Source organism: uncultured Tateyamaria sp. (assembly GCF_947503465.1).
In the GTDB taxonomy this organism is placed as follows: domain Bacteria; phylum Pseudomonadota; class Alphaproteobacteria; order Rhodobacterales; family Rhodobacteraceae; genus Tateyamaria.
On the sequence record NZ_CANNDN010000003.1, the window covers coordinates 39,283 to 61,011 of the forward strand.

The following is a 21,729-nucleotide window of genomic DNA, read 5'->3' on the forward strand; positions in this document are numbered from 1 at the left end:
TGCGCCAATGACACTTTGCGCTTTCGACATCACCGCTGACGGGGTCGCCACCGCGACCGGCGACGCGCCGCCCGACACCGGCTACCGGTGGGTCCATTTCGATCTGGGTGACGCGGACCTGCCCGCCTTCCTGGACACCCACGTGCCGGCCATACCCGCTGCGGCGCTGGTCGCGCCCGAAACGCGGCCCCGCGCCGACCGCTTTGGCGACGGGCTGATCCTGAACCTGCGGGGCGTGAACCTGAACGCGGACGGGCCCGCCGACCAGATGGTGGCCGTGCGCATGTGGGTCACGGCGCAGTGGGTGGTGACGGTGCGGGTGCGCAAGGTCTTTGCCCTGAACGCCCTGCGGCAAGAGGCCGAACAGGGCCACGCCCCCGCCACGCCGATGGCATTCGTGTCGACCCTTGCCGCGCGCCTGATGGGCCGGGTGCAGGACACGGTCTTCGATCTGTCGGGCCGTGTCGACCAGATGGAGGACAGCGTGCAGGAGGATGACAGCCCGCTGCCCCCTGACCTGGCCGAGGAACGGCGCATGGCCATACGGATGCGTCGGTATCTGGCCCCGCAGCGCGACGCGCTGGTGGCGCTGGTGGGCACCGACAGCGTGCTGATGACCCAAGGCGCCCGCGACCTGCTGCGCGAACAGGCCAACCTGGCCAAGCTGACGGTCGAGGAACTGGAGGGCCTGATTGCCCGGATGACCGCCGTGCAGGACCATCACACCGCGCAGGCCGCGATGCGGCAGGGGCGCAACGGGTATGTTCTGTCCATCGTGGCGGCGGTGTTCCTGCCGCTGGGCTTTGTCACCGGCCTGTTTGGCGTCAACGTGGCGGGGGTGCCGGGCACGGGCACCCCATGGGCCTTTGCCGCGCTGTGCCTGGCCCTTGTCGCGATGACCGCGGGGGCGGTGTGGGTGCTGCGCCGGATCAAATGGATCTGACGGGTCCGGGCGGACCCCATGCCTTCATTGTTCGCCAAATATGCCGGGGGTGAGCCGCGCATGCGGCGAGGGGGCAGCGCCCCCTCCCCGTGTCCCGTCGTGCGACGTGGCGCTATTCGACCGTGATCGTGATCACGTCGCTGACCACCGGGTCGGCGTGGGGAATGTGGTTCAGGTCACCCAGAACCAGTTGCAGCGTGTGATCGCCAGCGGGCAGATCCAGCGTGGCTTGGGTCTGACCGCCACCAAAGTGAATGTGGTTGTCATCCGCAGGCAGGCCAAAGGCCAGTTCGTCCGCGCCTTCGGGTCCTTCGCCCAGTGGGGGACGGTTGAGCAGGATGTGGTGGTGGCCGGTATTGTCCTTTTCCGTTCCGGCGGGGGCCACGCCCATGCCTTCAAGCCCGAAGATCACCGTCACCGGTGACGACACCGTGTCCCCGTCTGCCAGGTTCACAAAATACACCCGCGCATCCGCCGGTGCCGGTGTATCCTGTGCCATCGCAGGCACCGCAGACATCGCGGCAAATGTTACAAAAGTCACGGCTTTGACAAATGAGTTCATTTTCATTCTCCTAGGTGTCATTGTGAATATGCCACCAGACTAACATGCCGGGACGAAATTTATTCCTACGATTGCTCAAAACCCTGTCAGAATCGTTCGGGATGGCATGGCAGATGTGCATCCGCGATTGTGGCGTTATGCGGTGTCGCTGACCGGGCGGCGCGACTGGGCCGATGATCTGGTGCAGACAACATGCCTGCGCGCCCTGGACAAGGCCGATCAATTCGAACCGGGCACGCATCTGGACCGTTGGATGTTCCGAATGGCCCAGCGGATCTGGCTGAACGAGCTGCGGTCGCGCAAGGTGCGTACGGGCGGCGGGTTGGTTCCGGTCGAAGAAATCGACCTTCCTGACAAATCTCCTGATGCGGAAACGAATATTCTGGCGCGTGACGTGTTGAATAGGGTGAATGGACTTCCCGAGGCCCAACGACAGGCCGTGGTTCTGGTCTATGTCGAAGGGTACGCTTACAAGGAAGCGGCTGAAATCATGGAGATCCCCATCGGGACCGTGATGAGCCGGCTTGCGGCAGCACGCAAGCGGCTGAACACGGAAATGGCGGGGGAACAAGCACAGGTGCAATGACAAACGTGCGCGCGTTCACTGATGAAGAACTGACCGCCTACCTGGACGGGGAGGCGGATTCTGCCTTGCATGCCGCCGTGGACGCGGCGCTTGAGGCTGATCCGGCCGTGGTCGAGCAGTTGGCCGCGCTGGACGTGCCGCTGGGCCCCATTGTCGATGCCTATGATGCGTTGTTGCAGGATGCCCCTCCGATGCCGGACCTGCCCGAGATGGCCCCCGTTGTGACCGCGCGCCCCCGCGCCCGGTGGGGGTGGGGTGTGGGCACCTTTGCCACCGGCCTTGCCGCTGGTCTGGCCGTGGCGATGTTCACGGGCCTTGGCACGCCCGAGCCGGCGCCCCGCGGCTGGGTGTCCTTCGTGGCCTCTTACCAGGCCCTTTATACCGCCGAGACGTTGACCTTGGCCGACCCGTCACCGACCGAGGCCGCCGTGCAATTGGCAAGCGTGTCCGATGCGTTGGGTCTGGACCTGAGCGGGTTGCCCGCAACCGACGGGCTGACGTTCAAGCGGGCGCAGACCCTGGGCTTTAACGGCAAACCGCTGATCCAGATCGCCTTTACCCGCGCGGATGGCACGCCGGTGGCGTTGTGCATCATTCCGTCCGGCCCGGATGCAAAGCCCGTCAGCATGGGCGCCGCCGAAGGTCTGGGCCTCGCGCGGTGGAACACGCCGGGCTATGGGTTCCTTCTGATCGGGGGCACGGACGCCGCCCCCCTCGCGGCCGAGGCCGAGACGTTCCAATCCTGGAGCGCAGATATCGAGATCTGAGCCTTCCTGCGTCGTTTCCATGCCACGAACGATCCCGGCAAACTTCTCGATATTATCCCACCCCTGCCCAGATCGTGCCTTTATTGGCCCGCATACCTGCCCTCAACAACGCATGAATTGAGAGGCAGCAGGCATGGATCGCCTTACCGAGATGGAAGCATTCGCCACGGTCGTGGACCAGGGCGGATTTACCGACGCGGCCAAGAAGATGGGGATTTCGAAATCCGCCGTCTCGAAGCACGTGTCGTCGCTGGAGGCCCGTCTGGGCGCCCGCCTGCTGAACCGCACCACCCGCCGTGTGAGCCCGACCGAGATTGGCCTGGCCTATTACGACCGGGCCCGCCGCGTTCTGAATGACGCGGGCGAGGCGGATTCGCTGGTCACCTCGATGCAGTCGGCGCCATCGGGTCTGTTGCGGATTTCCGTGGCCACCGATTTCGGTGTGAACCACCTGTCGCCGCGCCTGTCCGAATTTCTGGCCGATTTCCCCGACATCACCGTGAACATGGTTCTGAACAACCGCTATGTCGAGTTGATTTCCGAAGGGTTCGACATGGCCGTGCGCATTGGCGAGTTGGAAGACAGCACCCTGCGCGCCCGCAAGCTGACCGAGACCACCAAGCGCATGATCGCGAGCCCCGCGTATTTCGAGAAATACGGACGTCCCGAGAAGATCGACGATCTGAACGAGCACAAGCTCTTGCACTATTCCAACCAGTCGTCGGGCAATGTCTGGAAGCTGACCGCCCCGTCCGGGGAAAAGCGCCAGGTGCGCACGGCGGGCTGGTTGAGCGTGAATGACGGGCAATCCCTGCTGAACGCCGCGATTTCCGGTCTTGGCATCGCGTATCTGCCCAGCTTTCTGTATGCCGATGCGTTGGAGCAGGGCCTGGTCGAGGATGCGATCCCCGATCTGCCCACGGAGACCCAGGGCATTTACGCCGTGTACCCGCCCGGCCGGTTCACCCAGCCCAAGGTCCGCGCCTTCATCGATTTCCTGGTCCACGCCTTTGCCGAAAAGGGCCCGTCGGACTGGTAAGAGTTAACCAACCTCCCCTCGGTTATATGACTGCCCCCGGCGCGTTTCGTGCCGGGGTTTTTTGTTGGGGGATGGGGGGCGGCTTTGAGGCCAAGGTGACGAGTGCTGCGCGGCGCATGAATGGCTGCTTGTTCCTGAATTTCACCTTGGCGCACAGCTTTGTTGGAATGCTGTGGCGTGTGATGTACGTTCTCTGGTGGACCGCCTTTTGTGTCGGATTTTTTCCAAAAGGACTTCGAATTTGAAAAAGTCAACCCTTTGGGTTCTAGCCACGTTCTGTTTCCTAAATCCGTCATTCGCGCAGGATCGCGTAGATGGTGTTTTCTCGGTAATCTCTGCCTTCGGTAATGACTTGTACAGGACGGGCGAGCTTTCAGGGGGTAGCGAAGTAGAATGGCGATCACTGGAAGAAACTGCTGCTAGTGAGATGACGTCGGCGTTGCAAAATCTACAGCCCGACAGCTCTGTCTTGAACGAGCATGGGCGCACGCCCTTGCATGAAGCATCCGCTCAAGGATTCTATTTTCTTGTTGAACTCTTGCTGGATCACGAAAGAGCCAGTCAATGGCTCAACAGCGAAGACAACGAAGGTCTAACAGCATACGAGCACGCCCAGTTGGCGCTATCTGAGACAATGCTTGCGTGTCATCCGGAAGCGGAAAATCCTTTCGTTCTTATACCCTTCGTTGTCAAGTTGCCCTATTACGAACAGCGAAGGCCTTACCTGCGCATTCAAGAGCTACTTCTGAATGCGGGAGCAGACTCTTCTTTAGAATCGGCAAAGGAACTGTGGCTTGAAGGATGCTCTCAATCAGACCTCGATGTGCGAAGAAAAGTCGAGGATGCAGCGGACCTATACTCGACGTTGACAGAAGTGTCGCTGGCTATCTCAAGGGAAAAGAAGTTGAAGGAACTGGAGGAAAGGGTTGAACTTTTGCGGGTGCTAACTCAGCTGATGCCTGCCTCGACTCGGCCAACTTCCGATGAACTTGAGCAACAGATCAAGCAAATGTATCGCGATGAAGGGTTCGAACCCCCACTTCGTTAAGAGCATTGTACAGGAGTCATCACCGAATTTCGTTGTTGCTGCGAAGCTGCCATTCGCGCAGATGCAGCGAAAGCCCCCTTTGTCCCGCAACCTGGCCCATGAGCCTGCTTCCCGAACCCTCTGGTCACGGGCCATCTGGGCAATTTCCCGGACACGTCACAGATGTTTCCCTGCGTATGGCCGCCTGCCGAACGACGGACCAGACCATTCCGCACATGGCCTGATGCGTTGCTGATGTCGCCCGTGGCACGACATGTTTCTTTCCATCCTGTCACGCGCGTGTCACGCAAACCGGATATCCAAAAATTCATTCGGATGAATAAGATATGAAACGCGAAAACTGGACCATCATTCGGGACGAGATTTCAGATGACATTCGCTCGGGCCGGTTGTCATCAGGGGATCAGTTGCCCACGGAAACGCAACTGGCCGATCGTTTTGAAATCGGTCGTCATTCCGTGCGCCGCGCCCTGGAAACTTTGGCACGCGAAGGCAAGATCAGCATCGAGCAGGGGCGTGGCACCTTTGTTGCCGATACCCCTCGGCTGACCTACCAGATCGGCAAGCGGACAAGGTTGCGGCGCAACCTGATCCCGCAAGGGGTCGATGTCAGGAGCGTGCTTATCTCTGCCCAAAGGATCGTGGCACCGGATCACGTCGCGCAGGCCCTGCTGTTGACCAAGGGCGCGCATGTCACGGAAAGTCAAAGGATCACTCTGGCCAATGACCTTCCTGTCGCGTTCGGGCGCGTCTATCATTGCGCCGAACGGTTCCCGGATTTTGCCGAGCGTCGCGACGTTTTGGGATCTACCACCGAAACCTATCGGTCCTTCGGGATCGAAGACTATGTCAGGCAGCACACCTCGATCTATTCGCGTGCGGCGAAGGCGGATGAGGCCCGCACGCTCAAACAACACCCGGACGTTCCTGTTCTGGTCGTTGCAGCGGTCGACGCCACACCGGACGGCACACCGATTTCAACGAGCCGCGTGATCTGGTCGGCCGCGCGTGTGACGTTCACCATGGAGCATTCCGATGGATGACAGGCTTGGCACGCTGGCGCGGGCCGACAAGGCACGGCTGAAGGCCTTTGCCAAAACGCTGATATCGGACCTTGGCGCGTTTGAAGTCCTGCAATCGCGCACGGGTCTGGTGATGCTCCCGATGCGGGATACGGCGGGCGGTGTGGCCTTTCACCTTGGCGAGGTCCTGGTCAGCGAGGCGCATGTCCGCAAGGGCCGCGTTGACGGGTACGGAATGCGGCGCGGGCATGACCTTGAAGCCGCGATGGCCATGGCTCTTGTCGATCTGGCTCTGGCCAGCGATGTGCGCGCGGCGGAGTGTGCCGCCTTTTGCGCGGCCGAGGCCAAAGCGCTCGCGCAGGCGGACGAGGATGTGCTGCGCCGGGTCGAGGCCACCCGCGTGAACATGGAGACCTTCTGATGTTGGTGACGCCCGCCCGCGGCCCGGCCGAGGCGCGCGACAACGCGGCCTTTGATGCGTTGCTCTGGTCGCTGAGCCGCCCAGGCTTGCCACGCACCCTGCCTGAGCCGGGCGAAGCATCCATCATTGCCGCCCTTCTCGACCGCGAATGCCGGGTGCATGCGGCCGACCCTCTGCTGATACCAGAGATCATGCGGACAGGGGCCGAGTTGGTAGACATCGAACACGCCGATCACGTCTTTTTTGGAACGATGACGGCGCGTGAACCGCTGGCCCAGATCGCAACCGGCAGCGACCTTTACCCCGATGGCGGTGCGACGATCATCCTGCGCGCACGCTTTGGATTTGGGCACACCCTGCGCTTGACCGGTCCCGGCGTCGATGGATCCGCAACGGTTCAGGTCGGTGGCCTGCCGGACGGGTTCTGGGCCGTCCGCATGTCCCGTTTGAGGTATCCAATGGGTTTTGATCTGTTCCTTTTGGATGGGGATCAGGTCATTGGGGTGCCGCGCTCAACGACTGTGGAGGTTCTGTAATGTCCGCATGTAGCGAAGCGATAGGACGCGCATGATGTCCTCACGTAGCGAAGCGATAGGACGCGCATAATGGCCTACGTAGCGACGCGTGGCGGCGAACGGGCCATTGAGCAATCCGAACGGCTTTTCCGCGCCGAAATGGGGCCTTTTGACCGCAGCCGCGTGGATGAGGTCAAACAAAGCTTGCCCTACCTGATCGACCGGGTCATGGGCGAGGCGTCGCTTTATGACGAAGATCTTGCCGCGCTGGCCCTGGCGCAGACCGGTGGGGAACTTTATGAGGCGGTTTTGCTGCTGCGCGCGTGGCGGACCACGCAGCCCCGTTTGCAGGTCGCCGCCCCCATCGCGCAAGAGACCCTGTTCACGCATCGTCGCATTTCGGCAGCGTTCAAGGACATTCCCGGTGGACAGGTCCTTGGGCCGACCTTGGATTATGCGCACCGCATCCTGGCCACGGACGTTCTTCGGGGCACCCCCTGGACACCGGAACCGGTCGAGCCGGCAGCCGAACCCGCGCCGGCCCACCAACCAAGCGTCAGCGCCTGGCAGGCCGAGAATGACCTTCTTGACCGGCCCGCGGACGATCCGACCCAAGGGAACGACATCCCCGACCTGACCCGCGAGCCGCTGCTGTTCCCGTCCAAACGCGCCCATACGCTGCAAAGCCTTGCGCGGGCGGAAACCGGGGGTGTTCTGGCGCTTGGCTATGCGGCGATGCGTGGCTATGGGCAGGCCCATCCGACGGTGAACGAACTGCGTCTGGCCGAAGCCGAGGTTGTGGTGACCCACCCGGACGGGCGGCACTTCTCGGCCGGGCGGGTCAAGGTCAGCCAGGCGGAGGTCGTTGACAAGAAGGGCGAAAAACTGGGAATCGGATATGCGGCAACCCTTGGCTGGAACGAGGTGAAATGCATCGCCGCCGCGACGCTTGACCTCAACAGCCCCGGCGCCGAGAAGGGGTCGGCGACCGAAGAGGAGTTCTTTCTTTATCACACCGAAGGCGTTGAAAGCTCGGGCTTCTGCATCCATTTCAAGCTGCCGCACTACGTGACCTTCCAATCGTCGCTGGATGCGATGCGGGATGCGAAGGCCAAGAAGGCCGACGCCGAGCCCCCGGGCCAACACCATGTCGGGCCCACCCGGACGGAACCGGCGGAATGAGTCTTGCATCCCTTACCAACCCCTGGAACGCCATGAGCTACGGCTTCCTTGATGGCTCTGCCAAGCGGGAACTGAGGCGCAAGATGCTCAAATCCGTGGCCGTGCCCGGGTGCCAGATGCCCTATGCCAGCCGAGAGGTGCCGATGGCGCGGGGTTGGGGCACGGGCGGATTGCAGGTTTCGCTGACGCTGGTGACTCCCAAGACCCGGGTGAAAGTGATCGACCAAGGCGCAGATGACAGCGTCAATGCCGCCTCGATCCGCCGTTTCATCGCGCGTGTGGCTGGCACGCCTACGACCATGGATACGCTTGAGGCCGATCTGATCCAGTCCCGCCACCGCATCCCCGAAGAAATCCTGCGAGAAGATCAGGTGCTTGTGCTGCAAGTGCCGAACCCCGAACCGTTGCGATCGGTTCAGCCCAACATGTCCATCGCGCGCCAGATGCATGGCGATGCGGATTACGGGCGGATGTGGCTGCAGCTTTATGAACAGATCGTGCGGTCGGGCCGCGTCATGCAGGGGGCGAGCTATCCCAGCCTCGTGAACGGGCGGCATGTCATGACCCCTTCGCCGATCCCCCGCTGGGATGTGCCCAAGCTGAACATGGCCAAACATCTGACAATCCTGTCCGCAGGGCGCGAAAAGCGCATCTTTGCCGTCCCACCCTATACACGTGTCGAACCGCTCGTGTTCTCGGACGTGCCGTACCGGGTTGAAGATCATGGCAATCTTACCTGTAGCAGGTCCGGCACAAGGGGTTTTTTCATGAACGAGATCCCGCAGGACGACGGCACATCTGCCTTTGAGGTCTCTGATAGCGAATGGGGTGTGAAAACAATCCGCGCCCGCGATGGAGAGGGCGAGGCGCGCGGCGCAACCTGGTACATTGACGGGAAGATGCCGCAATGACCCTGACGCTTGACGCGCCCCGCATTGTCGAAACGCGGCCCCTGCTTGAGGTGCTGGGCGTGTCCAAATCCTATGGCGCGGTACAGGCGGTGCGCAATGTGTCCGCCCATGCCTATCCGGGCGAGGTGCTGGGGATTGTCGGCGAAAGCGGATCGGGGAAATCGACCCTTTTGCGGATGATGAACCTCGAAGAGAGGCCCGATCAGGGCAGCTACACGCTTGATCTGCCCGATGTCTCGGGCAACCTTTTTCACCTGGACCGTTTCGCCCGCCGCATGCTTTGCGCCACCCGGATCGGCATCGTCTACCAGAACCCGCATTTGGGTCTTCTGATGAAACACTCCTCTTCCGGGAATGTCGCGGAACGTCTGCTGGTCGCGGGCGAGCGCAGCTTTGCCACGCTGCGCCAGGCGGCGACGGGGGCGCTTGATGCGTCGGAGTTTCCGCTGGACCGGTTGGACGCACCGCCGATCGAGCTGTCGGGTGGGATGCAGCAACGTGTGCAACTGGCCAAGGCCATCGCACTGGAACCCGCGCTTTTGCTGCTGGATGAGCCAACGACGGGGTTGGACGTCAGCGTGCAGGCACTGGTGCTTGATACATTGAAACGCCTTCAGCAGGATCGACAGATCGCGATGGTCATCGTGAGCCACGATCTGGGCGTCATACGCACGTTGGCGGACCGGGTCATGGTGATGCGGCGCGGTGAGGTGGTCGAGACCGGTCTGGCGGACCAGATTTTCCAGGACCCGCAGCACCCGTACACGCAACAATTGGTGCACGCAAAGCTATGACGCAGGTATTGGAGATACGCGGGCTGACCAAGGGCTTTTCGCTGCACCACCTGGGCAAGGAGATCGGTGCATTCAAAGATATTTCGTTTGACGTGGCCGCAGGCGAGTTTGTGCTGCTCAAGGGGGCAAACGGGGCGGGCAAGTCCACGCTGCTGCGCACCCTTTACCGATCCTACCTGCCGCTTGCGGGCGAAATCCGGTTCCATTCAAGCCACGGCCGCATTGACCTTGCGCGCGCGGCGGACGTGGACATCGCGCATCTGCGGCGCACCGAGATCGGCTTTGTCACACAGTTCCTGACCGCCCGGCCCCGGGTGAGCGCAGAGGCGATTGTGGCCGAACCCTTACGCCGTGCCGGGTGGGACAGCGACACCGCCCTGAACACCGCGCGCAAGGCATTGGAGACCTTTGGGGTCAAACCGGATCTCTGGGCCGCGTACCCCACGACGTTCTCGGGGGGAGAGCAGCAGAAGGTCAATCTTGCCCGGGCGCTGATCCTGCCGCAGAAGCTGTTGATGCTGGACGAACCGACCGCGTCGCTGGATGCCAATGCGCGGGCTGCGCTGGTGGCGCGACTGCAAGAACTGAAAGGCCAGGGCACAGCCATGATCGGCGTGTTTCACCACCCCGACGATGTAATCCATCTGATCGACCGGGTGGTTGACCTGACACCGAATGCAACGCCCACCGAGGAGCGAGATGATGTGGCTTTGTGACGTAAAGCTGATCCTGGCGGACCGCATGATTGAAAATGGCAGCTTGAGGATCGAAAACGGCGTGATTGCAGAGATCGCCGAAAGCGCAGGTCAGCCGTCTGGCTTCACCGTGTTCCCCGGATTCATCGACATGCATGGCGACATGATCGAACTGGAACTGGAGCCACGACCCAAAGTCGATTTCCCGATGCAGGTTGCGGTGGGACATCTGGATGCGCGCCTTGCCGCCGCTGGGGTCACCACGGCCTATGCCGGTGTCTCGTTTTCGCGCAGTGCAAAAGACGGCGAGCGCCGGTCATTCGAGCATACCAGCAGGATCATCCGCGCCCTCAAGGACAGTGTTCAGGGCCTACGCGTTGACCACCGCATCCATGCCCGTTTTGACGTGACCTATACCAAGGCAATCGCCGCCCTGGAGGGGCTGCTGGACGCGGGGGCCGTCGATCTGGTGTCGGTGATGGACCACACGCCTGGGCAGGGTCAATATCGCAACATCGAGAACCTGATCGCATACCGGATCCGTGGCGGTGCGACAGAGGCCGAAGCCCGTGCCAGGCTGCAAGCCCAGATGGACAACGCGGTGCCGACAGAGGAGTTGCTGCAAAACTTGCGCGACGTATCGCGCCTGTGCCAGGCCCGCGGCGTGGCAATGGCCAGCCATGACGACGATACCGTCGAAAAGGCGCGCTTGATGGCAGATATCGGTGTGGTGATCAGCGAATTCCCGGTCACCATGGAGGCGGCCGAGGTTGCCGTCGAACGCGGGCTGATGATTGCCATGGGCGCGCCCAATGCGATGCGCGGGCAAAGCTATTCCGGCAACCTTTCGGCGCGCGATGCCCATGCTGCCGGTCTTTTGCACATTCTGGCCGCAGATTATCATCCGGCGGCGATCTTGCCCGCCATTCGCGCCCTGGCTGACGCGGATCCGGACGGCCTTGTTGGTGCGGTGCGCCTTGCATCGAAGAACCCGGCCAAGGCCCTTGGCCTTGGCGACAGGGGAGAGATCGCCCCCGGCAAGCGCGCGGATCTGGCCATCGTCGATGCCTCAGATCGTGTTGTGCAGACATACGCTGCGGGAGAGATCATCTTTTCCAATGGCGCGGGGCCGCAAGGTGCGGCACGTCCCGATGTCGCTGCCGTTGCGTAAACAAATTTTTACAAAACGGACTCGGGAGCGTCACAGAAGCAGGTCAGTGTCGGATTGTAATTCATTCGGATGAATCACCATGACAGCCTCTGCGCCTGCCGCCCTGACCCTGACCGGTGTTTCGAAACTCTTTGACGAAACACGCGCCGTCGACCAGGTCACACTGAGGATCGAACCGGGTCAATTTGTCGGCGTCATCGGGCGCTCTGGCGCGGGCAAATCCACAATGCTTCGCCTTATCAATCGCTTGATCGACCCCACCGAGGGGTCGATTTCGTTTGGGGGCACTGAAATAACCGGCCTGCGCGGCAAGGCGCTGCGCAACTGGCGCCGCGATTGCGCGATGATCTTTCAGCAGTTCAACCTTGTGGACCGCTTGGACGTACTGACCAATGTGCTGATCGGGCGGCTTGCCGAACACGGGTTTCTCAGTTCGATGGCGATGCAATTCACCGATGCGGAACGCACCATGGCCTTGCAGGCGCTGGATCGGTTGGATCTGGTTCCGCAGGCCTTGCAGCGTGCGGGCACGCTTTCTGGTGGTCAGCAACAACGCGTGGCCATCGCAAAGGCACTTGTGCAGCAGCCAAGGATCATGCTGGCCGATGAACCCATCGCCTCGCTTGATCCCGCCAATGCGACGCTGGTCATGGATGGCTTGCACCAGATCAACAAGGAGGATGGCCTGACCGTTCTGGTGAACCTGCACACGCTGGATACCGCGCGCGCCTATTGCGACCGGATCATCGCGATGCGGGGTGGCCGGGTCTTTTTCGATGGCACCGCCGCGCAGCTGACCGATGACATCGTGCGCGACATTTATGGCCTTGATGGCCTGAGAGAATTCAATGAGGCCGTGACGTCGACCCAATCGGTCGCCCTGCCCGCCTGACATGGAAATCCAACCGCCAAACCAACCCAGGGGGACCTGACCATGAAATACCTCACTACAACTGCAATGGCTGCCGTCGTTGCCACGTCTGTTGCCGCAGGTGACTGGAAAGAGGACTATCAAGTCATCAAGTTCGGCATCCTGTCCGGTGAAAACGAAAAGGACCGGATCGCGCGCTACACCCCGTTCGAAGAATATCTTGAGCGCGAATTGGGTGTCGAAGTCGAGATCTTTACCGCCGGTTCCTATGACGGTGTGATCCAGGCCATCGCGGCGGACCAGATCGAATTCGCCTTCTTTGGCTCTTCGTCTTATGCGGCCGCCTATACCGGCACGGATGGCAAGGTCGAACCACTCATCTCGCGTCTGCGTCAGGACGGCTCGACCGGTTATTACTCGGTCGTCGTGACGCGTTGCGCAGACGGCTATGACAGCATTCAGGATCTTGAAGGCAAGGTTCTGGCCTTTGCAGACCCCGACAGCACCTCGGGCTACGCGGTGCCTTACTTCAACATCGCCAAGGAAGTGGACCCAAAGACGTTCTTTTCCGCCATTCCGTTTTCCGGGTCTCACGAAGCGGGCGTCGCGGGCGTTGCCCAAGGCACGTTCGACGCCGCCGCCACATGGCAGAACAACGCCGTGGATGGGCGCTGGCAGCGCATGATTTCCAAGGGGATGATCAGCGAAGGTGAAATCTGCCCGATCTGGGAAAGCCCCGAAATCACCAATGGTCCGTTCACAGCGCGCGCCAACCTGCCGCAAGAGTTGAAGGATGCGGTCGGTGACGCGCTGATGGCCGTACCCGAGAAGGACGAAAATGCCTTCAAGATGATGACCGGGTTCACGGCAGATGATCCGAACCCGCAAACCGGTTGGATTCGCGTCGACCACGCGCGCTACCAGTGGATTGTGGACATGCGCGATTGGCTGAAAAAGCAGCGCCGTTCGTAAACAAGCAAAGCCGGACCCCCGCCCATACCGCGGGGGTTCAGCTGTTTTGAGGTATCCCGGATGACCGCTGTAGCAGATGTGACGCCCTTGCGTCCCATGGACCAGTTCGAACTGGATTATGCGTCGCAGCGGTGGCGGGCAAAGCTGGCATGGATGATCGCCAGCGTCATCTTCATCGCATTTTTCACCTTTTCGGCTTGGCTGGGCGACTTTTTCAAGGTCACGCAAGTCACATTGCCCGATGGCACGCGCGACTGGCGCTGGATCATACCGGCGGGCATCCCGCGCCTTGGCGATTTCATCGAAAAGACCTTTCCCGTCCTGCGCTGGGACAGCCTTGGCGCGGATCTTGCCGAGTGGTTCTGGCGCTGGCAAGTCTGGCTGAACCTGCTGATCGAGACCATTCTGATCGCCTTCATGGCCACCACCTTTGGCGTGATCGGTGGGTTTCTGTTGTCGTTCCCGGCCTCGCGCAATCTGGCCCCGAACGCATGGGTACTGTGGATCAGCCGCCGGTATCTCGAGATTGCACGCACGGTGCCGGACCTTGTCTGGGCGCTGATCTTTGTCTTTTGCTTTTCGGTCGGGCCGCTGGCCGGAGTGCTGGCCATCGGGCTGCATTCAGCAGGCGCGCTTGGCAAGCTTTATTCAGAAGTGAACGAGAACATCGACATGCGTCCACTTGAAGGCGTGAAGGCGGCAGGCGGTACGTGGTTTGATCAGGTGAGATATGGCGCGGTGCCCCAGGTACTCCCCAACATCATCAGTTACACGCTCTTGCGGTTCGAAATCAACGTGCGCTCCTCGTCGATCATCGGTTACGTCGGCGCGGGCGGTCTGGGGCAGGAATTCCGCGAGGCGCTTTCCCTGCAGGAATACACGGACCTGTCGGCGCTGTTCCTGATCATCTTCGTCACCGTGATGGCCATCGACTACGGCTCGGAAAAGCTTCGCCACCGCATCATCGGTCTTGAGAAAGGGCCAGCCACATGACCCCCACAGAGGCGCAAATCCAGCAGGCAATGGCGGCACACCCCCGCGCCTTTCGTGACAAAGGGGCCGTGCGGGCGCGCAAGATTGCGCTGTGGGTCGGGTTCGCGGGTCTGTTCGCCTGGTGCCTTTACGATTTCAACTTTTCACCCGAGCGTATCTGGGTTGGCTTGCAACGGTTGGGGCGCATCGCGTCCTTCATGTTTCCGCCGCATCTGTGGGAGACGTGGGAAGAATGGCTGGAGGTGTTCACGGCCTTGGGCGAAACCATCGCCATGGCCTTCATGGGAACGCTGCTGGGGGCGCTCGTGGCCTTTCCGCTGTCGTTTTTGGGGGCCAAGAACATCAATCGGATTTTCTGGCTGCGCCAGGGTTCGCGCCGGGTCTATGACGTGATCCGCGCCTTTGAAACGCTGATCCTCGCACTGATTTTCATCCGCGCCTTTGGCTTGGGGCCCCTTGCCGGTATTCTGGCCATCGCGGTCTCGGAAATCGGGACGTTTTCCAAGCTGTTTTCAGAAGCCCTCGAAAACACATCGCGGCGCCCGGTCGAAGGGGTCGTCGCGTCGGGCGGATCGCGCCTGCAATCGATCCGCTACGCGATCATGCCCCAAGTGCTGCCCGTGCATCTTTCGGTGCTACTTTACAACTTTGAATCCAACGTGCGTTCGGGCACCATTCTCGGGATCGTCGGGGCGGGCGGCATCGGCTTTATGCTGAGCGACCGGATGAGTGGATATTTTTGGGATCAGGCCTGGACGATCATCTTTCTGATCATCGCGATGGTTTATCTGATCGACTACCTGTCGGGACTGATCCGCACGCGGGTCATCGGCAAATGGGAAGGCGCGCATTGATGGCTGGGGCAGGATCAAAGAACGCTCTTTCAAGGGCTCCCACAGTCCACGAAGGCGCGATTGTCGACGATTTCGAGCTTGGCATGTGGACCGAGGTCGGCAAGGGCACGATGCTCAGGCACGGGTCCATGGGGGACTGGTCTTACATCACCAAGGATTGTCATGTGGTGTGGACGACGATTGGCAAGATGTGCTCCATCGCCAATTCCACCCGCATCAACCCGGGCAATCACCCGACATGGCGTGCGGTGCAGCACCATTCGGTCTATCGTGCCGAAGCTTACGGGCTGGGACGCGATGACTACGACTTTTTCGAATGGCGCAAGGCCGATTGGGTCACGATCGGCCATGATGTCTGGATCGGCCACGGGGTTACCGTCACCGCAGGGGTCACGATCGGGACCGGCGCTGTGATTGGCGCCGGCGCAGTTGTGACCAAGGATGTGGCGCCATACACGGTTGTGGGCGGCGTTCCCGCGCGCATGATCAAGCGCCGCTTCACGCCCGCACAGGCCGAGGCTTTGCAAGAGATCGCCGTTTGGGATTGGAGTTATGACACCTACAAGGCTGCCCTGCCTGACATTCGCGCGCTGGAGATTGACGCGTTCATCGAAAAGTATCGGTGATCCAAGATGCGGCTTGTTACGCCGCGCGTGCGGTGCCTGAGCGCCTATTGTGCCGCACCCGACGCACGCCGTCCATTCGGGCCAAACCGTTGCCGGAACGACGAAACGGGGCAGCCCAATCACGCCCGCCCGTTCGGGGTCAGCGAGGTCTGTGGCGTTTGCAACGGCGATGCCAGGGTCGGATCATGGCACCTTTCGCGCGCTTCAATTGACGTGACCGTTTTCACGCGACCAGGCCGAGCCCCTTGAGATAGGCAAACCCTTTCGGGATGTCCGACTTGCGCCGCAGTTCCAGCACCAGATGCGGTTCGGACCTGCAGTCTGACACGGCACGGAACACTTCCGCCCAGTGTATTTCGCCTTCGCCCGGGGCCCAGTGGCGGTCTGCATGGCCATCAAGGTCTTGCAGGTGCACGTGTTGCAACTGATCACCTGCGTCCCGGACAAAGTAGTCCACCGGCGGCGCGCCGGACATGCGGCGGGCAAGATGGGCGTGGCCGGTGTCGATCGACAAGGCGATTGCGTCGCTGTCAAAACTGTCGACCATGGCCCGGCGGGTTGCCGGATCCACGTCAAAGATATTCTCGATCACCAATGTGATCCCTGCCGTTTCCGCCGCCTTGACCACCGGCATCATCACATCATGGATACGGGCCAGTTTGCTTTCCCAGTAATTTGGTTTGTTCAGCCGGTTCCACGCGTACCAGCGGGTATAGGGCGAATGCAGCACCATTTGCCGCGCGCCCAACCGGTCGGCGGCGTCCAGCGCCTTGAGGTATCGCGCGGTGATGATGGGCCGGACCTGCGCGTCCTTGTTGTCCATGTCGAGCCCTTCAAAGGGGCCATGCAGTCCAAGGCGACCCCCGAACCCTTTGAGTGCTGTCTTTGCAGCGGCGATCCGATCTTCGAACTCGGTGGTCAGATCCGTGTAGGAGCTGAAGCCCTGCAACTCGATATCCCGGTCTGCGTCAAAAAGCCAATCGCGATGCTCCGCGATCTCATGCGGTGCGAGGCAGGCACCAATCCTGAGCAGGGTCATGGGCGGGGTCTCTCCTTGGGTCGTCGATCCTGAGATAGGCGCGGAATGCAACAACCGCACAAAGCGCCATCAGCCGCCACGGACCTGTTGACCCCGGGGCCTGTGGCGGGATGATCGTTCGCTTTGAACCTCATGCCGCGAGCGGTCTCCCGCGATAGGCGCAGCGGCCCCCGACCCAGGTGCCCTGGATGGCGGGTGTCTGCCCCTTGGGCCAATCGACCAGCACCAGATCAGCGCGTTTGCCGGTGGCGATTTCACCCCGGTCGGTCAACCCCATCGCGCGCGCCGGGCCAGTTGAGACCAGCGACCACAGGGCCAGCCGATCAGCGCGCCTTTCGCGGTCCAGACGGTCGATCGCGGCCAGCATGGCCGGGTAGAAGTAATCAGACGCCAATGCATCGCACAGGCCAGCCTCGACCATGTCGCCTGCGCCGAGCGATCCGATGTGGCTGCCGCCCCGCACCGCATTTGGCGCACCGAAGATGATCATGTCGCCATCTGCGCGCGCCTGTTCAACCGGACCCATCGTCATCGGGAACTCAGAACTGGTGGCCCCGATCCCGCGGTAAAAGCGGCGCGTTTCGGCCTGTGTGTCGTCATGACTGAGCATTGGAATGCCCTTGGCGCGCGCCTTTTCGGCGACGATCTTCATCGTCTGGACCACGTCGGGGCGCCTGTCCCAGACCTTGTGCACCAGCGCCTTGTGCGCGTCATAGTCAAGCCCCGAGCGTTCAGTATGCTTGCGATACCGCGCCTCGAACAGGGCCGCATCAGACGGGTCCATGGCCTTGAACGCGGGGCTGTGTTCAAAGGGCCGTTCCTGGATCGCGGTATCGGCGCTGCGCATCGCCATCGATAGATGATCGTTGAACGCGAGCGACGGCGTCAGCGGCGCGCCCATGGCCCAGTCAAGCGTATCGAGCGCCTCGAAAGCAAAGGTTTCCCAGCGCAGCTGAAAGCGGTTTTCGACCGTCAAACGCGGGGCCAGATCAAGAATGGCCTGCATCATTTCGCGTCCCCGCGCGACGCTGCGCAAACCCGGCTCGTAGCTGAGCGTGATCGAATGATAGGTCGTCGCGATCCCGTTGGCCGCAAGCTGACGGTCGGTTTCCAGAACGGCGGTTTCCATCGGAAAGAACACGCCCGGGCGCGGCATCACCTGGCGTTCAAATGCGTCGCCATGCACGTCGATCAGCGCAGGCGCGAGGATCTTGCCGCGCGCGCATGTCTCTTTGCCCTGCACGGGGCCGCCGATCTCGACAATGGTTTCGCCATCAACCGTGACCGTGACGTCCTCGATCCCGCCAGGCAGATAGACCTCCGCCCCCACAAACGTCTGGATCATGCCTGACGCTCCAGGATGAGGTGCCAGTGCCACGAACCGGGCCTTTCATGTTCGCGGTCTTCCATCCACATCACCTCGAACCCCTGGAACAGGGCAAGCATTTCCACCGCACCACAATAGTAATGCGGGTGGCGCTTGTCTGTCATGTCTTCGTCGAACACCCAGGTGTTGCGGGAAATCTCTCGTGGACCATTCAGCTTTTCGCGGTCGACCCAAAGGCGGCGCTTGGACAACATCGTCAGCAGGAACGTGCCACCGGGTTTCAGCACACGCCGCACTTCGCTGATCGTGTTGAGCAGCACCGTTTCATCGCCATGATAAATCACGTTCCAGCTGAGCACATGATCAAAAGCGCCATCCTCGAACGGCAAGTCATCCATCCGCCCCAACCGGGTCTTGACGCCGGCTTGGTGCTTGTCAATTTCCGCCAGACCGTCGGGGGCCGCGTCCAGCGCAGTCACGGCAAAACCAGCGGCTTGCAATGACAGCGCATGTCGCCCCACGCCTGCGCCAAGGTCCAGAATGGCAGCACCCTGTTCCAACGTTTGCGCCCACCGCTTTACATCCGGCTCGGGCGCCAGCCACTTGCTGCCTGCCTCGATATTGGCCCACTGATCGTTCCAATGCTGGTCTGCCGTGTCCGTCTTCAACGCTGTTCTCCGATGATCCTGGTCCGGGCCCAGCCCGAAAGGTATTCGATTGAGATGACCACAACGGCAATCATCAGGATGACGGTCATGGCCGTGGGATAGTCAAAGAGGTCAAAGCCCACCTTCAACTCGATCCCGATGCCCCCGGCACCCACAAGGCCCAGGATGGTCGACGAGCGCACGGCCTTTTCCGTCGCAAAAAGCGAGGTCGAGATAAAGGCGGGCATGGCCGCCGGGATGGTGGCGCAGGCGACCACGTCCAGCTTGCGTGCCCCCGTCGCGGTCAGGCTTTCGGACGGGCCCTTGTCCGCGGCTTCCATGTCATCGGCAAAGAACCGGCCACAAAACCCGACCGTGTCGATGGCAATGGCCAGCATGCCCGCAAAGGGCCCCAGACCAACAGCAACGACAAAGACCAAGGCCCAGGCGATATCAGGCACGGCCCGGACAAAGCCAAGTGCCGTCCGCACGATCTGATTGATCCAGGTCGGCGCGATCAACCCGCGCGCGGCCAAAAGTGCCACCGGCACCGACAGAAGGATCCCGATGACCGCGCCCGCAAGGGCGATCTGCAAGGTTTCGAGCATCTTCCAGCCAAGCCGCGCCAGCACCTTGGGTTCAAGATTGGGCGGAAAGGCACGATCAATAAAATCGGCAAAGCGCGGCGGTGAAGAGATCACCTTGTCAATGGAAAACCCCGCCCCGGCAAAGGACCACAGTATGATCACGACAGCGGCGGCGTATCCCAGGAACGCCAGCGCTGATGGGCGCTCGTATCGGGCGGGAAGGGCCGTGGCTAGGGACGTGTCAATCATAAAGCCCTCGCAATTCTTCGGCGCTGAGGCTGTCGGCCCGCGCATCCAGCGGCATGCCGCCCTGTGCAAGGCCAAGAACGCGGTCCCCGTATTGCAGGGCATGATCGATGTTGTGCGAGATGAAGATCACTGTGACCCCCTCTTGGCGCGCGAGGGCAAAGAACAGGTCCATGACGTCTTGGCCCGCCGCCGGGTCAAGCGAGGCCGTCGGCTCGTCCGCGATCAGGATCTTGGGCTGCCCGACGAGCGCGCGCGCGATGGCGACGCGCTGCGATTGTCCGCCCGACAAGCGGTCGGCGCGGCGTGATGCAAGATGGGCCAGCCCGACCTTTTCCAAGGCCGCCAAGGCCGCCTCGCGTGAGGGTGCAGGGGCCAAACTCTGGCTCCAATGGCGCAGCCCCGGCTTTTGCCCCAACAGCCCCTGCACCACGTTGGACAGAACCGACAGGCGCGGCACCAGGTTGTGCTTTTGGCTGACCAGCCCCATGTGCGCGCGCATGGCCCGCAGACCGGCATTTGCGGCAGTGCGCACATCTGTACCCAGCACATCAATCGACCCCGCATCCGCAGGGATCAAGCCCATCAGACAGCGCAGAAGCGTGGATTTCCCTGTCCCGTTCGCGCCCACGATGGCCACGGCCTCTCCGCGCGACAGACCAAACGAGACATCCTTGAAAATCGGCGTTCCGGCAAAGCTTTTGGCAAGCCCGGTGACGCGCAGATCAACAGGCAAAACCGGGGCAGATACATCTGCCCCGGTCCCATCCGGCCGCGCAGGTGCGACCAGCGTTTGCACGTCGGACTTAGTCACCGATGAAGTTGTCGAACTGTGGGTAACCTGCATTCGAATACATCGACCGGACATAGTCGTAAGCGCTGTCTTCGATTTCGACTAGGTCCATGCCGACATATTTGTCGTTCTCTTCATGGGCCGTGATGCCCGCGATGATGCTGTCCTTGTTGGCGATGATGGCCTGCTGGACAGATGCTGCGGCCTCGGCCGGGACATGCGCGCCAACCATGATCATGTCGTTTGGCAGATCGCCGGACCGGGCGAGCATTTTGAAGAAACCATAGGGCAGGTCGGTTTCCTTGTTGCGCACGTTCAACCAGCTGCCTGCATTCGAGCCAAGCGCGTCCACGTCACCGTTTTTCAGCGCTTCATGCGCAATGTTGCGGCTGGTGTGGGTCTTCTCGATATCGTTCACCGGGTCGAGGCCGTAATCCGCCAAGACCTGCATCGGGCAGAGCATGTTGGAGGTGGAGCCGATGTCACCAAAGGCGACCTTCTTGCCCTTGAGGTCCGCGACCGTGTTGATGCCGCTGTCGGCGCGCACAACGATGGCACAGTGGTAATCCGGGCGGCCAAGGCCCACGATGGGCGTGGCGTTGGTCAGCTTGTTGATGACGACATATTCCGCAGGGCCGGAGACCACGAAGTCAACGGTCTCTCCGCGCAGGGCTTCGGCGGCTGCGGTGCGCGAGTTCACGGCATAGAATTCAAACGTGTCGCCGGTTGCCGCCTCAAGGGCTTCCTTGAAAGGACCCCACTCAAGCTGAAGGCGCTCCATGCCTTCGACATCTGTGACGGCCAGTTTCCAAGTTTCAGCATGTGCTGCAACAGCAGCGGTGATTGCCAGCGCTGCCCCGGCAAGAATGGAACGAAGTTTCATGGTGATTCCCCCATTATGAAATTCATTCGAATGATTTCGGGCGAATGAAACGCCAAAACGACAGTCACGTGACACCTTTGTTGCAATGACACGCATGGCAGTTGCCCTTGGCAGAAAACTTGAAGTGGCCGCAGACGACCGGTCCGTCACCTCAAGCGTACGCCGTCGAGGTGCCGGGTCCTGAGACTTGGACGCGCATTCGACAAATCGGCGTTGAAGAACAGTTTGTTCAAGC

The 21,729-nt window shown here is 61.4% G+C and carries 25 protein-coding genes; 18 read left to right on the forward strand and 7 right to left on the reverse strand.

Going from position 1 to position 21,729, the window contains the following annotated elements; translation table 11 throughout:
* Nucleotides 1–7: 7 nt before the first annotated feature.
* On the forward strand, nt 8–943 hold the full coding sequence (locus Q0844_RS16015) for a zinc transporter ZntB (protein ID WP_299046878.1): 936 nt from the start codon (nt 8–10) through the stop codon (nt 941–943).
* A 112-nt stretch (nt 944–1,055) separates the two neighbouring features.
* On the opposite strand, the gene Q0844_RS16020 is transcribed toward Q0844_RS16015, so the two are convergent.
* On the reverse strand, nt 1,056–1,505 hold the full coding sequence (locus Q0844_RS16020; RefSeq protein WP_299046880.1) for a DUF4399 domain-containing protein: 450 nt from the start codon (nt 1,503–1,505) through the stop codon (nt 1,056–1,058).
* A 106-nt stretch (nt 1,506–1,611) separates the two neighbouring features.
* Here Q0844_RS16020 and Q0844_RS16025 point away from each other — a divergent pair, with 106 nt between their 5' ends.
* The 17 genes from Q0844_RS16025 (at nt 1,612) to Q0844_RS16105 (ending at nt 15,972) form a co-directional block, all read left to right on the forward strand.
* Nucleotides 1,612–2,091 (forward strand): RNA polymerase sigma factor, encoded by a 480-nt coding sequence (locus tag Q0844_RS16025; RefSeq protein WP_299046882.1) that lies wholly within the window; start codon nt 1,612–1,614, stop codon nt 2,089–2,091.
* Entirely contained in the window at nt 2,088–2,858 is a 771-nt protein-coding gene (locus Q0844_RS16030; RefSeq protein WP_299046884.1) for a hypothetical protein, read from the forward strand. Before Q0844_RS16025 ends, Q0844_RS16030 begins: the two co-directional genes overlap by 4 nt.
* Nucleotides 2,859–2,991: 133 nt before the next feature.
* Complete coding sequence (locus tag Q0844_RS16035; protein ID WP_299046886.1) at nt 2,992–3,897, forward strand: LysR family transcriptional regulator; 906 nt, start codon at nt 2,992–2,994, stop codon at nt 3,895–3,897.
* Nucleotides 3,898–4,138: 241 nt separating this feature from the next.
* A complete protein-coding gene (locus Q0844_RS16040) occupies nt 4,139–4,945 on the forward strand; it encodes an ankyrin repeat domain-containing protein (protein WP_299046888.1) in 807 nt (268 codons plus the stop codon).
* 326 nt (nt 4,946–5,271) lie between these two features.
* A complete protein-coding gene (gene phnF / locus Q0844_RS16045) occupies nt 5,272–5,988 on the forward strand; it encodes a phosphonate metabolism transcriptional regulator PhnF (RefSeq protein WP_299046889.1) in 717 nt (238 codons plus the stop codon).
* Complete coding sequence (locus Q0844_RS16050) at nt 5,981–6,388, forward strand: phosphonate C-P lyase system protein PhnG (RefSeq protein WP_299046891.1); 408 nt, start codon at nt 5,981–5,983, stop codon at nt 6,386–6,388. Before phnF ends, Q0844_RS16050 begins: the two co-directional genes overlap by 8 nt.
* Complete coding sequence (phnH, locus tag Q0844_RS16055; protein ID WP_299046893.1) at nt 6,388–6,924, forward strand: phosphonate C-P lyase system protein PhnH; 537 nt, start codon at nt 6,388–6,390, stop codon at nt 6,922–6,924. The genes Q0844_RS16050 and phnH overlap by 1 nt, the downstream gene beginning before the upstream one ends.
* 69 nt (nt 6,925–6,993) lie before the next feature.
* Nucleotides 6,994–8,085, forward strand: a complete 1,092-nt coding sequence (locus Q0844_RS16060) for a carbon-phosphorus lyase complex subunit PhnI (protein WP_299046896.1) — start codon at nt 6,994–6,996, stop codon at nt 8,083–8,085.
* On the forward strand, nt 8,082–8,996 hold the full coding sequence (locus tag Q0844_RS16065; RefSeq protein WP_299046899.1) for an alpha-D-ribose 1-methylphosphonate 5-phosphate C-P-lyase PhnJ: 915 nt from the start codon (nt 8,082–8,084) through the stop codon (nt 8,994–8,996). Before Q0844_RS16060 ends, Q0844_RS16065 begins: the two co-directional genes overlap by 4 nt.
* On the forward strand, nt 8,993–9,790 hold the full coding sequence (locus Q0844_RS16070; RefSeq protein WP_299046901.1) for an ATP-binding cassette domain-containing protein: 798 nt from the start codon (nt 8,993–8,995) through the stop codon (nt 9,788–9,790). Before Q0844_RS16065 ends, Q0844_RS16070 begins: the two co-directional genes overlap by 4 nt.
* Nucleotides 9,787–10,506: an ATP-binding cassette domain-containing protein gene (locus Q0844_RS16075; RefSeq protein ID WP_299046902.1), complete on the forward strand. Its 720-nt coding sequence runs from the start codon at nt 9,787–9,789 to the stop codon at nt 10,504–10,506. Before Q0844_RS16070 ends, Q0844_RS16075 begins: the two co-directional genes overlap by 4 nt.
* Nucleotides 10,490–11,656, forward strand: a complete 1,167-nt coding sequence (locus Q0844_RS16080; protein ID WP_299046905.1) for an alpha-D-ribose 1-methylphosphonate 5-triphosphate diphosphatase — start codon at nt 10,490–10,492, stop codon at nt 11,654–11,656. Before Q0844_RS16075 ends, Q0844_RS16080 begins: the two co-directional genes overlap by 17 nt.
* A gap of 79 nt (nt 11,657–11,735) precedes the next feature.
* Nucleotides 11,736–12,548: a phosphonate ABC transporter ATP-binding protein gene (gene phnC, locus Q0844_RS16085; RefSeq protein WP_299046906.1), complete on the forward strand. Its 813-nt coding sequence runs from the start codon at nt 11,736–11,738 to the stop codon at nt 12,546–12,548.
* Between the two features lie 42 nt (nt 12,549–12,590).
* A complete protein-coding gene (gene phnD / locus Q0844_RS16090) occupies nt 12,591–13,499 on the forward strand; it encodes a phosphonate ABC transporter substrate-binding protein (protein ID WP_299046908.1) in 909 nt (302 codons plus the stop codon).
* A gap of 60 nt (nt 13,500–13,559) precedes the next feature.
* Nucleotides 13,560–14,492 (forward strand): phosphonate ABC transporter, permease protein PhnE, encoded by a 933-nt coding sequence (gene phnE / locus Q0844_RS16095; protein WP_299046911.1) that lies wholly within the window; start codon nt 13,560–13,562, stop codon nt 14,490–14,492.
* A complete protein-coding gene (gene phnE, locus Q0844_RS16100) occupies nt 14,489–15,346 on the forward strand; it encodes a phosphonate ABC transporter, permease protein PhnE (protein WP_299046913.1) in 858 nt (285 codons plus the stop codon). Before phnE (Q0844_RS16095) ends, phnE (Q0844_RS16100) begins: the two co-directional genes overlap by 4 nt.
* Nucleotides 15,346–15,972 (forward strand): DapH/DapD/GlmU-related protein, encoded by a 627-nt coding sequence (locus tag Q0844_RS16105; protein ID WP_299046916.1) that lies wholly within the window; start codon nt 15,346–15,348, stop codon nt 15,970–15,972. Before phnE (Q0844_RS16100) ends, Q0844_RS16105 begins: the two co-directional genes overlap by 1 nt.
* A 223-nt stretch (nt 15,973–16,195) precedes the next feature.
* On the opposite strand, the gene Q0844_RS16110 is transcribed toward Q0844_RS16105, so the two are convergent.
* From Q0844_RS16110 to Q0844_RS16135, 6 genes are all read right to left on the reverse strand, one after another.
* Nucleotides 16,196–17,011 carry a sugar phosphate isomerase/epimerase family protein gene (locus Q0844_RS16110; protein ID WP_299046919.1) on the reverse strand — a complete coding sequence of 272 codons (816 nt, stop codon included), beginning with the start codon at nt 17,009–17,011 and terminating at the stop codon, nt 16,196–16,198.
* A gap of 130 nt (nt 17,012–17,141) precedes the next feature.
* Nucleotides 17,142–18,356, reverse strand: a complete 1,215-nt coding sequence (locus tag Q0844_RS16115; RefSeq protein ID WP_299046922.1) for an alpha-D-ribose 1-methylphosphonate 5-triphosphate diphosphatase — start codon at nt 18,354–18,356, stop codon at nt 17,142–17,144.
* A complete protein-coding gene (locus tag Q0844_RS16120; protein ID WP_299046924.1) occupies nt 18,353–19,006 on the reverse strand; it encodes a class I SAM-dependent methyltransferase in 654 nt (217 codons plus the stop codon). Before Q0844_RS16120 ends, Q0844_RS16115 begins: the two co-directional genes overlap by 4 nt.
* On the reverse strand, nt 19,003–19,821 hold the full coding sequence (gene phnE, locus Q0844_RS16125) for a phosphonate ABC transporter, permease protein PhnE (protein WP_299046926.1): 819 nt from the start codon (nt 19,819–19,821) through the stop codon (nt 19,003–19,005). The genes Q0844_RS16120 and phnE (Q0844_RS16125) overlap by 4 nt, the downstream gene beginning before the upstream one ends.
* Complete coding sequence (locus tag Q0844_RS16130; protein WP_299046929.1) at nt 19,814–20,632, reverse strand: ATP-binding cassette domain-containing protein; 819 nt, start codon at nt 20,630–20,632, stop codon at nt 19,814–19,816. Before Q0844_RS16130 ends, phnE (Q0844_RS16125) begins: the two co-directional genes overlap by 8 nt.
* Entirely contained in the window at nt 20,625–21,494 is an 870-nt protein-coding gene (locus tag Q0844_RS16135; protein WP_299046932.1) for a PhnD/SsuA/transferrin family substrate-binding protein, read from the reverse strand. Before Q0844_RS16135 ends, Q0844_RS16130 begins: the two co-directional genes overlap by 8 nt.
* Nucleotides 21,495–21,729 lie beyond the last annotated feature (235 nt).

Excerpts from the sequence above, each read along its gene's own strand:
- Q0844_RS16015 (WP_299046878.1), top strand. The coding sequence starts at position 8 with ATGACACTTTGCGCTTTCGACATCACCGCTGACGGGGTCGCCACCGCG.
- Q0844_RS16020 (WP_299046880.1), bottom strand. The coding sequence starts at position 1,505 with ATGAACTCATTTGTCAAAGCCGTGACTTTTGTAACATTTGCCGCGATG.
- Q0844_RS16025 (WP_299046882.1), top strand. The coding sequence starts at position 1,612 with ATGGCAGATGTGCATCCGCGATTGTGGCGTTATGCGGTGTCGCTGACC.
- Q0844_RS16030 (WP_299046884.1), top strand. The coding sequence starts at position 2,088 with ATGACAAACGTGCGCGCGTTCACTGATGAAGAACTGACCGCCTACCTG.
- Q0844_RS16035 (WP_299046886.1), top strand. The coding sequence starts at position 2,992 with ATGGATCGCCTTACCGAGATGGAAGCATTCGCCACGGTCGTGGACCAG.
- phnF (WP_299046889.1), top strand. The coding sequence starts at position 5,272 with ATGAAACGCGAAAACTGGACCATCATTCGGGACGAGATTTCAGATGAC.
- Q0844_RS16050 (WP_299046891.1), top strand. The coding sequence starts at position 5,981 with ATGGATGACAGGCTTGGCACGCTGGCGCGGGCCGACAAGGCACGGCTG.
- phnH (WP_299046893.1), top strand. The coding sequence starts at position 6,388 with ATGTTGGTGACGCCCGCCCGCGGCCCGGCCGAGGCGCGCGACAACGCG.
- Q0844_RS16060 (WP_299046896.1), top strand. The coding sequence starts at position 6,994 with ATGGCCTACGTAGCGACGCGTGGCGGCGAACGGGCCATTGAGCAATCC.
- Q0844_RS16065 (WP_299046899.1), top strand. The coding sequence starts at position 8,082 with ATGAGTCTTGCATCCCTTACCAACCCCTGGAACGCCATGAGCTACGGC.
- Q0844_RS16070 (WP_299046901.1), top strand. The coding sequence starts at position 8,993 with ATGACCCTGACGCTTGACGCGCCCCGCATTGTCGAAACGCGGCCCCTG.
- Q0844_RS16075 (WP_299046902.1), top strand. The coding sequence starts at position 9,787 with ATGACGCAGGTATTGGAGATACGCGGGCTGACCAAGGGCTTTTCGCTG.
- Q0844_RS16080 (WP_299046905.1), top strand. The coding sequence starts at position 10,490 with ATGATGTGGCTTTGTGACGTAAAGCTGATCCTGGCGGACCGCATGATT.
- phnC (WP_299046906.1), top strand. The coding sequence starts at position 11,736 with ATGACAGCCTCTGCGCCTGCCGCCCTGACCCTGACCGGTGTTTCGAAA.
- phnD (WP_299046908.1), top strand. The coding sequence starts at position 12,591 with ATGAAATACCTCACTACAACTGCAATGGCTGCCGTCGTTGCCACGTCT.
- phnE (WP_299046911.1), top strand. The coding sequence starts at position 13,560 with ATGACCGCTGTAGCAGATGTGACGCCCTTGCGTCCCATGGACCAGTTC.
- phnE (WP_299046913.1), top strand. The coding sequence starts at position 14,489 with ATGACCCCCACAGAGGCGCAAATCCAGCAGGCAATGGCGGCACACCCC.
- Q0844_RS16105 (WP_299046916.1), top strand. The coding sequence starts at position 15,346 with ATGGCTGGGGCAGGATCAAAGAACGCTCTTTCAAGGGCTCCCACAGTC.
- Q0844_RS16110 (WP_299046919.1), bottom strand. The coding sequence starts at position 17,011 with ATGACCCTGCTCAGGATTGGTGCCTGCCTCGCACCGCATGAGATCGCG.
- Q0844_RS16115 (WP_299046922.1), bottom strand. The coding sequence starts at position 18,356 with ATGATCCAGACGTTTGTGGGGGCGGAGGTCTATCTGCCTGGCGGGATC.
- phnE (WP_299046926.1), bottom strand. The coding sequence starts at position 19,821 with ATGATTGACACGTCCCTAGCCACGGCCCTTCCCGCCCGATACGAGCGC.
- Q0844_RS16135 (WP_299046932.1), bottom strand. The coding sequence starts at position 21,494 with ATGAAACTTCGTTCCATTCTTGCCGGGGCAGCGCTGGCAATCACCGCT.